The organism is Porphyromonadaceae bacterium W3.11, assembly GCA_030434245.1.
In the GTDB taxonomy this organism is placed as follows: Bacteria; Bacteroidota; Bacteroidia; order Bacteroidales; family Porphyromonadaceae; genus Porphyromonas_A.
In genome coordinates, this window is sequence record JAUISX010000003.1 from 14,855 (window position 1) to 27,411 (window position 12,557).

13 protein-coding genes are annotated in these 12,557 nt (G+C 39.0%); all 13 read right to left on the reverse strand.

Annotated elements, in window-relative coordinates; genetic code table 11:
- Positions 1-285: 285 nt before the first annotated feature.
- The 13 genes from raiA to QYZ87_05180 all read right to left on the reverse strand — a co-directional run bounded on the left by raiA (position 286) and on the right by QYZ87_05180 (position 12,517).
- Positions 286-576: a ribosome-associated translation inhibitor RaiA gene (gene raiA / locus QYZ87_05120; protein ID MDN4753911.1), complete on the reverse strand. Its 291-nt coding sequence runs from the start codon at positions 574-576 to the stop codon at positions 286-288.
- A gap of 5 nt (positions 577-581) precedes the next feature.
- A complete protein-coding gene (locus tag QYZ87_05125) occupies positions 582-1,532 on the reverse strand; it encodes a tyrosine-type recombinase/integrase (protein ID MDN4753912.1) in 951 nt (316 codons plus the stop codon).
- Between the two features lie 89 nt (positions 1,533-1,621).
- Positions 1,622-2,128 carry a hypothetical protein gene (locus tag QYZ87_05130; protein MDN4753913.1) on the reverse strand — a complete coding sequence of 169 codons (507 nt, stop codon included), beginning with the start codon at positions 2,126-2,128 and terminating at the stop codon, positions 1,622-1,624.
- A 60-nt stretch (positions 2,129-2,188) separates the two neighbouring features.
- Complete coding sequence (locus tag QYZ87_05135; GenBank protein MDN4753914.1) at positions 2,189-2,587, reverse strand: hypothetical protein; 399 nt, start codon at positions 2,585-2,587, stop codon at positions 2,189-2,191.
- A 72-nt stretch (positions 2,588-2,659) separates the two neighbouring features.
- Positions 2,660-3,235: an RNA polymerase sigma factor gene (locus QYZ87_05140; GenBank protein ID MDN4753915.1), complete on the reverse strand. Its 576-nt coding sequence runs from the start codon at positions 3,233-3,235 to the stop codon at positions 2,660-2,662.
- 14 nt (positions 3,236-3,249) lie between these two features.
- Complete coding sequence (locus QYZ87_05145; protein MDN4753916.1) at positions 3,250-5,328, reverse strand: HDIG domain-containing protein; 2,079 nt, start codon at positions 5,326-5,328, stop codon at positions 3,250-3,252.
- 40 nt (positions 5,329-5,368) lie between these two features.
- Complete coding sequence (folD, locus tag QYZ87_05150) at positions 5,369-6,271, reverse strand: bifunctional methylenetetrahydrofolate dehydrogenase/methenyltetrahydrofolate cyclohydrolase FolD (GenBank protein MDN4753917.1); 903 nt, start codon at positions 6,269-6,271, stop codon at positions 5,369-5,371.
- A gap of 119 nt (positions 6,272-6,390) precedes the next feature.
- Entirely contained in the window at positions 6,391-7,746 is a 1,356-nt protein-coding gene (gene ffh, locus QYZ87_05155) for a signal recognition particle protein (GenBank protein ID MDN4753918.1), read from the reverse strand.
- Positions 7,747-8,027: 281 nt separating this feature from the next.
- Positions 8,028-8,657 carry a porin family protein gene (locus QYZ87_05160; protein ID MDN4753919.1) on the reverse strand — a complete coding sequence of 210 codons (630 nt, stop codon included), beginning with the start codon at positions 8,655-8,657 and terminating at the stop codon, positions 8,028-8,030.
- A 29-nt stretch (positions 8,658-8,686) separates the two neighbouring features.
- Positions 8,687-9,697, reverse strand: coding sequence for a YitT family protein (locus tag QYZ87_05165; GenBank protein MDN4753920.1), 1,011 nt, complete (start codon positions 9,695-9,697; stop codon positions 8,687-8,689).
- Between the two features lie 426 nt (positions 9,698-10,123).
- Complete coding sequence (locus QYZ87_05170; protein ID MDN4753921.1) at positions 10,124-10,771, reverse strand: porin family protein; 648 nt, start codon at positions 10,769-10,771, stop codon at positions 10,124-10,126.
- Positions 10,772-10,951: 180 nt separating this feature from the next.
- Positions 10,952-12,007 carry a PspC domain-containing protein gene (locus QYZ87_05175; protein ID MDN4753922.1) on the reverse strand — a complete coding sequence of 352 codons (1,056 nt, stop codon included), beginning with the start codon at positions 12,005-12,007 and terminating at the stop codon, positions 10,952-10,954.
- A 12-nt stretch (positions 12,008-12,019) separates the two neighbouring features.
- Positions 12,020-12,517 (reverse strand): PadR family transcriptional regulator, encoded by a 498-nt coding sequence (locus QYZ87_05180; protein ID MDN4753923.1) that lies wholly within the window; start codon positions 12,515-12,517, stop codon positions 12,020-12,022.
- Positions 12,518-12,557 lie beyond the last annotated feature (40 nt).

Sequence of the window (12,557 nt, forward strand, 5' to 3'; positions counted from 1 at the left end):
GTTTATGGAAAACAAAGCGAAAAAATATGTAGGTTTGCTTTTCAGAGACGCATTCTGCCGTACACACTTTTGGGGACACTACCTTTTCAGAGACGCATTCTGCCGTACACACTTTTGGGGACACTACCTTTTCAGAGACGCATTCTGCCGTACACACTTTTGGGGACACTACCCACTAATAACACAAAAAAGCACTAAATCACAAAAAATCGCACCATCAGGAAAGAAATAAGGGGCAAAACAATCATTGTTTTACCCCTTTGAAATACTATTTTGATAGACAAATTATTTTTTTGCTTTATGCTTTTCAAGCTGAACCTCAAGGGCATCGCATGCCTCGACAACAGCTTCCTCAAATGTATCAGCCTTTTTCTCACTGAAAAGGTCTGGACCCTTAATAGAAAGTGTAATGCGAGCTCGTTTATTTTCTGATTGCTCTGGTTTTTCAACGGTTAGCACTACACTTGCATCGATAATATCACTATAGAATCGACTTAGCTTTCCCACCCTTTTTTCTACAAACTCTTTAAGTTGTTCGGTTGCATCAAAATTAATGCATTGTAATTTAATCTTCATAGCTTTTACTTTTTATTTATTTTTTTATTTGCTCTTGGGTGAGCGTTATACATCTTCTTAAGCTCCTCAAAGGTAGTGTGTGTGTATATAGCTGTACTTGATATGGACTCGTGCCCCAATAGCTCTTTTACACTCATTAGATCAGCTCCTTCATTAAGCAAGGCAGTTGCAAAACTATGCCTTAGGACGTGTGGACTTTTTTTAGAGTACTGTTGCAAGGGCTCCAAAGCCGAATGCACCATATTGTATAAGTAAACGTCGCTTGCAGGTTCACCCGTTTCGTTTAGAAGGAAACAAGACTCACTAGTCTTTTTGGGAGATCTATAAGACAAATATAATTTTATTTTCTCAGAAATAAAAGGGCCTATTGGTATTATTCTCTCCTTATTTCGTTTTCCTAACACTTTGATCTTTCCTCCTTCTAAATCTATAGAATCCAGTTTTAATCCCCTAAGCTCTGCGGAACGCATCCCTGTCTGAAAAAGAAGATCTACGACAAACGCTTGCTTCCAAGTTAATTGTCGAGTCTCTTCATTGTCTGCCACCTCAGCCGTATGATATAACTCTTCGATCCTTTTACTTAGGACATCAGTATTAATAAAGGTCGGTAATACTTGGTTACTCTTAGGAACTTTAACATTTAAGAAGGGATTATTCTCGGTCAGATTTAACTTATGTAGGTAACCATAGAAGCTTCTCAATGCACTCATACGACGTCTTACTGTGCGCGGAGTATCCCCCACACTCATAAGTTTAATCAATGATTTCCTCGCCTTGCGAACATCAATGGAGAGCAAAAAGGAAGTCAATATATCATCATCTTGAGTATCTATTTTCTCTAACGACAACCAATGTAAAAGGTCTCCCATATAGGCATTTATCGATAGATCAGATAGATTCTTTTCATATCGAAGATAGTGCTCGAAGCGACTTAAAATATTATCCTTCCTATCCATAATTCATTGAAATAAGCTTTAATACAAATATAATAAAAAAAGAGCAAGCCCCTTCGGTACTTGCTCTCTTAATATATTTTCCTCGTCGTTTAGTCTCGCCTCACTTTTTTAGCTACCCTATCATTATACGAACGTATTCCATCAAAGGTTATATAAGCCTTCTTCGGTGTAAACTTATTCTGTAGCTCTTTTACAAACCTTTCATGTATCTCGCCCATCTTTTGATGCAAAGTAATGAGATTATTAAGGCATTCAGTATATTTCTGATCCGTCACGTCGGCTCCACTTTTTTCAATAGTAGATCTCACCTTCCTCATTTCTATCCAGACCTCGGCTCGAGCATTATCAAACTTCTTGAGTTCCAAATCCAGCCACTCCCTTTCATCACTATTAAGGTCTGCTATCTCTACAATATAATTGAGACGATCTTCTTGGAACTTATGCATTTTCTTCTTTCGCTGTTGTTCAGAAAGCTTCTCCATACCAAACTCTCCCGATGGCACAGGGAATTGATCATAGGCAGCAAAAGAGAGTCCCGCAAAACAGAGCCACACACTCACTATAAAACTTAGCCTTAATAATATCGTCTTCTTCATCTTGATCACTAAATATTTTGAAATTGATATACCAATAAAATAAAAAGCCACTTACCGAACTTAATACTCCACTGAGCTACCAATCATATTCTCATCTCCCTCACTCTCTAATAAAATTATCCTCCAATAATCATCCGCAGATTCATCGATTAAAAACTGTTCAAACTCGTCCTCAGACAGAAGTTCTACTTGGTTTGCTTGTAAGTCCTGACTCTGCTCCTCAAAGGATAGAAAGTTAACCCCAAGAACAACTGCAATGACCGCTGCTATCCCAGCGACATAGTACCATATCGTCTTGTGATTTATTTTGTTATTCGTGGTAACTTCCACTTGTTCCTCATCTTTAATTCGTTCCATAATGTTTACTTTGAAATCTTCAAAGTATCCTTCTGGAGTAACGAATGGATGAAGAGGGTTACTATCAACCGAAGACCGCCTTTTTTGGTTATTCTTGTTCATAAAGTCACCTCCATAATATATATCATTTATTCCATTTACACATTTGACAACAGACCCACGCAATAGTTTAATCTATTCCTCATCCAAATTCAAATACTTTTTCAACTTCTTAACTGCGTGATGGTAATTCGCCTTGAGGGCACCTTCACTAGTCCCAGTAATCTCCGATATCTCCTTATATGGAAGATCCTCGAAGTAACGAAGCTCAAAAGTCAATCTTTGTTTCTCGGGAAGTTCAGTAATAGCCGCTAGGAATTGAGCCTCCAATTCATCCCCATCAAAATATGGGTCGCTAATAAGCGTCTCCGCTATATCATAGTCTTCTGTCGTCATAGGCAACTTCCGCTCAGGTTTTTCTCTTCGAATAAATGAAAGTGCTTCATTTGTCGCTATTGAGTACATCCAAGTTGATAATTTTGAATTGCCCTTAAACGACTTAATATTCTTCCAAACCTTAATGAAAGTGTTTTGGAGGACATCATCCGCATCCTCATGTCGATACACTATGCGACGTATCACTGCATACAATTGTTGGGAATAACGATCTACTAGATAAGCAAAAGCCGCTTCACGATATTTCCTATCTGAGAGCTTCTTCACCAGCTCTTCATCTGTTATAGCTAATGGGATGTCCAACTTTTTCGCCATACCCTTAGTCATTACTATTTTTCGCTATGTTCCGAAACGATGGAAGTGTCTGTAGCCTTCAATTCTGGATAATCAATCCTTGAGTGATACATATTTCTCAACTTCTCGTTAAAGATAAATTTGATGGTACCAATATCCTTAAATGTCAGCGGTGTATCCTTCAGAAGTCCTTCATTAACTATACCATCAACAATCTTATCGATGTGCTCCGATATGATCTGTTCATTAATGATCTTAAGACTTCGTGACGAGGCTTCAACAGCGTCAGCGAGCATGAGCACTCCTTGTTCCATCGTAAACGGATTAGGACCTGGATACCTAAAGACCGACTCATCAATAATCTCATCAGGATGCTCATTTTTATACTTAATATAGAAGTACTTTGTCATTCCCAAACCGTGATGAGTTCGAATAAAGTCGATCAATACTTGTGGTAGTTTATGCTTCTCAGCCATCTCTATACCATCTGTCACATGCCTTATGATGATCCTTGCACTCTCATCATAATCTAGCTGATCGTGAGGATTGACCGCACCCTGATTCTCGGTAAAGTAGGTAGGGTTACGCATCTTACCAATATCATGATATAGCGCCCCCGCTCTAATGAGCCGTGAGTCTCCTCCTATCTCCTCTACCGCTTCTGTAGCAATGGTAGCAACATTTAAAGAGTGCTGAAAGGTACCAGGTGCGACTTCGCTTAACTGCCTCAATAATGGTTTATTAATGTCCGCTATCTCTACAAGACTAATATTTGAGACATAACCAAATGTTCGCTCTATAACATAAACCATGATATAGGTAAACATTAGGAATACAAAGTTAATAGCAAAATAGATCGGCAATATCCAATCAAACCTAAATGCACCACCTTCATTAGAGAGCATATAGAAGTTATATGTTACTAGCATGGTAAAGAATACCGTAAAGCTAGTACGTATAAGATCTGACCTCTGTGATAGATTCTTTAGGGTGTATATCACGCTACGTCCAGCCACAAACTGAACCAAAAGAAACTCCATCTGTGAAGGAACCACTAATGCACTAAGCAAAATCATCACCAAGTGAGTCAAACCAGCAGTACGTGTATCAAAAAAGATTCGCACCAAGATAGGCACCGTACAGTACGGAATTATATATACTACAGCTGGCTCAATCGGAACCAACACATAAGTGAGGATAGTGAACGTCGCAATCTGAACGACGATAAAAAAGACATTCTTGAAATTCCTCAAAAAATCAGGGCGGAACACTAGAAAGAATATGTACAGCACCATGAATAATATGAGAATAATGACGAACTGTCCTGTAAAGAGAAGAGCATTATCTCTGGAAGAATTCTTAACTCCCTCATGAGCCCTCTTATAAGCCTCTAGCTCTTGATAGATTTCAGGTGTTACCATATCACCCTGCCCCACGATCCTCTCACCTTTTTGGACCGAGCCAATAATATCAGTTAGAGAAGCAAGTCGGGCGTTATGCATCTGATTTGTTTTCTCCTCATCCAGCTGTAGATTTACCGCAAGATATGCCTCGAGATGAATCCCTTTTAGAACGTCTTCATCCATATCTTTCGGAAGCTGATCAAGTATCAACTCGTAGGCCTGACGGGCTGTTAGCATCTCTGAGAGATTTCTACGCTTTGCCACGTTCTTATCATCTACTAGATATAGCGATGACGTCTCCAAGAGGCTAGCCTCATCATAAGCCTCGATCGATAGGATTCCTTTTGCATAGACCTCATCCATAGATCTAAGCAAATACTTCATATAGCGTGAAGTCAGAGCGTCGGGGAACTTCCCTTTCGAGAAGTCCTCCGTCAGTCTATTTCTTTCCTTGACACGCACATCGGGCTGAATCTTGTAATAATATATCCGAGATCGTTCTACACTATCTCGCTCCGCAGCCCGCATAGCATCGCTCTTGTAAACGGGGAAGTTATACGGAGCTGTTAGAACGCCCTCGTATCTCCATGGCTGATCAATCGCATAATCATATATGAACTTGACCTTCCTTGGATAGCTAATAGTCACCAACACTGCGGCTAAAATGAATAATATCAGACTTTTAGCTATTATTGACTTATGTAATTTCATAAACAGTCTTTCTTCTTCCCCTCTACTTAGATGTGATTAGTTACTTTTCTGTCATTCCTCTTCTACGATACGCACTAATAAGAGTATTACGCATCAGCGAAATGATGGTCATAGGTCCTACACCTCCAGGTACTGGGGTAATAAATGAACACTTAGGAGCTACCTCATCAAACTTAACATCACCAGTTAGCTTGAAACCACTTTTTTTAGATGAATCAGGCACACGTGTAGTACCGACATCAATGACAACGGCACCGTCACTGACCATATCAGCAGTAAGGAACTCTGGTGAGCCCAATGCCGCAATGATAATATCTGCATTACGAGTAAAGGAAGCAATATCCTTAGTACGACTATGACATACGGTCACGGTTGCATCACCAGGATAACCCTTCAGCATCATCAGCTGAGCCATTGGTTTGCCTACGATATTACTCCGACCAAGGATCACACAGTTCTTACCCTTAGTCTCCACATTATATCTCTTCATCAACTCTAAGATACCAGATGGTGTAGCACTAACAAAGCTAGGTAATCCAATACTTGTTTTACCCACATTTATAGGATGAAACCCATCTACATCTTTACTAGGATCGACCGCTTCAATAATCTTCTGCTCGTCAATATGCTTAGGCAGAGGTAGCTGTATGATGAATCCGTCTAGATCCTCATCCTTATTCATCTTCTCTATCTCAGCCAATAACTCATCCTCTGTCACGTCATTCTCATAACGAACAAGAGAGCTCTTAAAGCCAAGTTCCTCACATGTCTTCATCTTTGAAGCCACATACGTTTCACTGCCCCCATCGTGCCCAACAAGTACGGCAGCCAAATGCGGAGGTTTATGCCCCGCATCAACTATCTTTTTCACCTCTGCCGCGATCTCTTGTTTCATTTCTTTAGAGATCTTCTTACCATCTAACAACGTATATTTTTCTTCCATACTCTAGTTTATTTTTTATTTGATTGAATAACAACCTTCACTCTCATCTAGTTATAGAACAAGTCAATAAGTATAAGGTTGTTCAATAAATCGATTTTATTCAATACAGATTCCTCTGCTTATCTCCTTTTACGCATTTGTTTCTGCATTTGAGCCATATTCATACCCCTAGCCATTTTGCCTTTTCCGCCACCACTAAGGAGATGCATAGCTTTTCTTGCTTGTTCAAATTGTTTCAACAATTGATTAACCGCCGCCACATCTGTACCACTACCATCAGCAATACGCTTACGACGACTTCCGTTAATAATCTTAGGATTACTTCTCTCCTCTGGGGTCATTGAATAGATAATAGACTCAATACCCTTAAAGGCATTATCATCCACATCCAGATCTCGTATAGCTTTACCAACACCAGGAATCATCGCCATCAGATCCTTAAGATTTCCCATCTTCTTGATCTGCTTAATCTGGTCAAGGAAATCATTGAAGTCAAATTCATTCTTCTTGATCTTCTTCTCAAGTTCAGCAGCCTTCTTCTCATCGTACTGATCTTGCATTCTTTCCACAAGTGACACCACGTCACCCATCCCCAGAATACGATCAGCCATACGCTTTGGATGAAAGACATCTATAGCCTCTAGCTTCTCTCCTGTACCGATGAATTTGATTGGCTTCTCTACCACCGTCCGGATAGATAGTGCGGCTCCACCACGAGTATCACCATCCAGCTTAGTAAGCACAACCCCATCAAAATTCAGTCGATCATTAAACTCCTTCGCTGTATTGACAGCATCCTGACCAGTCATGGAGTCCACCACAAAAAGAATCTCTGTTGGCGAAACAGCTTTCTTAATATTGGTGATTTCTGTCATCAGTGCTTCATCAACAGCTAGACGACCTGCGGTATCAATTATGACCGTGCTATACCCCTCTTTCTTAGCCTTATCGATAGCATGCTCAGCAATCTCTACAGGATTTTTATTTCCTTCTTCCCAGTACACTGGCACATCAACCTGGCTAGCGACTACTTTTAGCTGCTCTATAGCTGCAGGGCGATAAACGTCTCCAGCTACCAACATAGGTTTTTGTCCTCGCTTTTCCTTCAGATACTTTGCGAGCTTTCCACTAAAGGTGGTCTTACCAGATCCTTGGAGACCACTCATCAATATGATATTAGGCTTCCCATCAAGCTCCAGCTCTGACGTTTCACCACCCATTAAGGTCGTAAGCTCATCATGAACGATCTTCACCATAAGCTCACCTGGCTTCACAGCTGTGAGGACCTTCTCACCAATAGCTTTCTTACGGATATTATCTGTAAAGTCTGTTGCTACATCGTAATTAACGTCAGCTTCCAGAAGTGCTTTACGTACCTCTTTGATCGTTTCAGCTATATTTAGCTCTGTAATAGATCCTTCTCCCTTAAGGACTTTAAAGGATCTCTCTAGTCTATCAGATAAATTATTAAACATCTATATAACGCGTAATATCTAAGTTAGATTATAAAAATTCTAATGTATTTACTCCTCCCCTAATAGTGACAAAGTTAACCATTTTATCTTAAACTGCTGAACTCATACTTGTTTAGCTAATCATGGCTACACTCATTTTTTCAAATGACTTACCTCGTTCTTTATACTCCTTGCGTTACGACTAGAAAATAAGGCATAAACATAAAACAAATACTGAGCTCTTCAGAGATGAAAAGCTCAGTATTCGTGAGTAATTAAAGTGATAAAAACACTATCTCTTTTTAAAAGCGATAGCCAAGCATCACAAAAAAGGATCTATTGGCCTTTAAACCTATATCATCTGCCCCAAGTCTCCTCTTCGCAATATTGGCAAAGCCCAACTGAACTCCACCCGTCAGTTGAATCCTTTTGTATTCAGTCCCTATAGCTACTTGAATACCTGTATCAAATGGATTAAAAAGATTTTCCGAGTCACGATCATCATCCCCAATATCATGTTTACTTTCAGCGACAATTCCTGATATATTACTTGCAAAACCATAGGACACATATGGACCAACGTTAGCGAAGAAATCCACATACTCACTGACCCCAAAACGACAGTTTGCTAAGACCAGTAGATCTAGATACCTAAGATTTACTGTAGGTGCATCTGATAGTTTAGTCCCTTTAGTTGAATAATAAAGACCTGGCTGGATAGAAATCTCCCCAAAACCAAGCTTATATATGGTATAATCCATTGTGGCACCAAGTCTTATGCCCGGCTTCATGTCACCAACATATGCATTATCGAACATATTATAAATATTGGCTCCCTGATAGCCGGCATGAACGATAAAAGTCGGACGATACTGTGCCATAGCGACAACCGCCGCTAGCATAAAAACAATTCCTAAAAAAAACCTTTTCATAATCACAAGTATAAAATCATATATATTCGTTATTCTGGAGCAATCTCATCATGCTCAGGAAGTATCTTCCACCCTTCTCCATAGGCATCATAGCAGTCCGATACCACTACGAACGCTTTGGGATCCACTTGCTTAATTTTCTTCGTAATATTCAGTACTTCTCTATTTTGTACCACAAGCATTAGGACCTCCTTTTCTTTTTTAGAATACAATCCACTACATTTTGTGATTGTCGCTGTTCGGTCTATATCATTAATAATATAGTCATGAAGTTCTGTTGGACGTTCATCCGTAATCACTTGTATTACCTTATCATTCTTTGTTCCATTCAGCACAAATTTAACGGTACGTGAGGTAATATAAATGGCTAGAAGTGAGTAAAATGTTAGATACATCATAGGCTCAGGGTTTGGTTCCTTTAGTCCAACTCCAAAACCAAGTACAATCAATCCAAATAATACTACACATCCATCAGCCATAAATATAGCTGATGAAAAAGGGATTCGCAAATACTTCTGCATCAACATCGCGATTAGGTCAGTACCACCTGATGTCGCTTTGGCTCGAATAATGATACCGCTACCTATCCCAGCCATAACAGCACCTAAGATTGTCGCCAATATCATGTGATCTGAAAGATCCATGATACCACCCAGTAATTGACTTGGATCCAAAGCAGCAATGGCTTCTTTATCTTTTCCATAAGAGTAATAGGTCATAACATTCATGATAGCAGGAACCGTCAATGCTGAGACGATTGTGCGTATCCCAAAGGTTTTTCCTAATAAAATTATGGAAATCGTGATTAATGGGATGTCAAACATATATCCAAATGTACCCACTTGTATTGAGGGGAATATATTATGAAGGACCACACTAGCCCCATAGACCCCTCCAGGGGATAATTTATAAGGGTTGATAAAATAAACAAAGGCAGCAGCCATTATGGTACTACCCAATAATAACTGACCCCATGATAACCACCATTTAGGTGAAGTGGCTGGCTTAATAAAGGCCCGAAAGTCCACTCTTTTATTCATACTTTTCATATAGGCTTAAGATTTTTTCACGAGTAATCCTACTCTAATAAAACAACCCTGACTTATGCGGATATTATAATTCATCTTCATTTATTGTATTCTCAGTATCAACTCTCTTTCATGCCACTGATTGAAAAATCATTTCAACTCGCAGCGAGAATATCTTCTAGGTTAAATATCATTTCATTCTTAAGATATGATCTCATTATGATTTTTCACATTTTTTGAATACGCAAATATAAATATAAACCGCAAGACTAAAAAGCAACCCCCATAATCTTTCAAGAGAAACTAATATGCATGCTATTGAACTGACCTATTGTAAAAAGACCAATAAAAACGCTGAGCTCTCCATTTCAGAAAAGCCCAGCGTCTCTATTCAATTGTAGTACCTTCGATACTACATATTATCTATAATTCCTGATATTAGAATCTATAACCAAGAGTTACAAAGAATGTGCTGTTAGTAGTCTTAAAATCGTCTTTTGCAACATTATTGATATTTGATAGACCGAACTGACCACCAACTGCTAGCATAATTCTTTTATACTCAGCACCAGCACCTACTTGAATACCAGCATCAAATGGCTTAAGGGCACCATCTTTCTTGAACGCATCCTTATATAAATCAAGAGCGTCTCCTTCTTTACCTACTTCTTTACCCAACAACTTCGATGAAGAACTTGAATAAACACCATAAGCTAAGTATGGACCAGCATTCACGAATACATTCACATCTTGAGTTACGCCAAAACGTACATTAGCAAGAATTGGCATTTCGATGTAACCTAGATTAACATTGTACTCATAAAGTTTATTGCTTACTTTAGAACCCTTTGCTGAATAATAAAGACCTGGCTGAATAGATAATTCTCCTGCTCCGAAATAGTAAACTGGGAAATCTACAGCAACACCAACACGGAAAGCTGGCTTCATCTTATTGTCAGATTCCTTGTCATTGTAATGCAAATTGGCTCCTTGATAACCAGCATTAATGATATAGGTTGGACGATCTTGCGCCATTGCTGCTACAGCAAAAATACTAAGAATAGCAGCTAAAAAAAACTTCTTCATAATTTTTTAAAATAAATTCTAGTTATAAATTAAGCTCATTGCCATATAATAATTTGCAACTCGCCATGAACTAAATACGAAGCAAAGATATGTATAAAATCGTGACCAACACTCGGATTTATTGAAATTTAACAGCTAATCCTAGTGTAAACGGACATGAAAATAGACATAATTTGCTCATTACCAAATCCAAACAGTTAATAATACTACCCAGATAATAATCAATAGAACCTTCAATGATGATGACATTTTCTTGGATCTAATGATTATTCCGATTGGTAAGATACCTAACACATAAATTATAAGCCCTATGATAAGCAGTCCCAATCCGATCGCAAATAGTGCTAATAGAATAGCAGCAAAAATGGTTATACCTGTATCAAAGGCTGGTGGCAAAAAGTCAAATTGTAATAAATAACCATTATCAACAGCCTGAATCAACCAGATTAGAGTAGCTATAGCACCAGCTAATGCTATAAATGCCAAGATCCACCACACCCAATTTTTAGAAGACTTCTTCGTTACTGGCTGATTGTCAATAATGCCTTTGCTCATTGTTCCATCTGACTTAATACTATTCTCGTCAACGGCATCACTAGAAATCTTGGTCCATAGATTCTCTGAATTGACCTCCTTGCCCTCCATCTCCAACCGATCGGCAGCACTGACAGCCTCTGGAATAAAAATCCAGCCAACGATATAAAGAATCACAACCACCATATGGACGGGCGTAAACAATAAGATAATGAACAGAAGGCGTATCAGCATCGGATCAGTATCTAAATAATGAGCAACGCCTGACAAAACGCCAGCTATAATCTTACCTCGTGGCTCACGGAAGAGCTTACGATGCGTCTTGTCATGCTCATAAGTATCACCAGTAGTAGCATAGTCTTGACTACTACTTTGTGCATCGGATTCATACGAGTGAGATTCATCTTGAGGGCTTTCCCCCTCAGCTCCAGGCACAGCTTCGTCTCGCAAATCCTCTATTTTACCCAGCTGTCTAATAACATCATTAGCCATTGAGACAGATATTACAGTGTATCCTAAACGTAGCTTCTCATCAAAGAGCTCTGATAACCTTGCTTCAAAATCCTGTGCTACCTCGCCATCAGGATCTAGATTACGATAGTAATTCCGGATAGTCTTAATATATTCATCCAGCATATTGTACGCATCCTCTTCGATATAAAAGTTGCGATTCGCTAAATTTACGCTAATTGTCTTCTTCATGATTCTTCTAAATTATGATTCAATAGTATTATCTTCAACGTCTGTTCCTTCTGCATCTTTTGCATCACTATGGCCATCAGAATCAAAACTCATGATATCGCTTGTAGCAATATTAACAACAGTCTCTTCGGATGATAATCGAATTCCTTCTCTTGTCGCTCTCTCCTTCCACTCAGGATTATCGACATCAAGTGAATCAATAGAATCACGCATAGCAACCCATAACTTTCTGAGATCTCCTAGAAGAGCTTCTCCCTCCTCTGTGATAAAATAATATTTGCGCGGAGGTCCCAAAGTACTCTCCATCCAACTATATTCAATAAACCCCTCCTTCTTCATACGTATCAATAGTGGATACAGGGTACCCTCTACGACGATGAGATCATTCTCTTTGAGTATATCCAGAAGGTCTGCACTATAAGCCTTACGATGCTTGAGGATCAGAAGTATAGCATACTCCATAATCCCCTTTCGCATCTGCGACTTGGTCTTCATCAAACTCTCTTTCATAAGTAATATATAATGTAATAATCCATAACTAAAAAAGCAT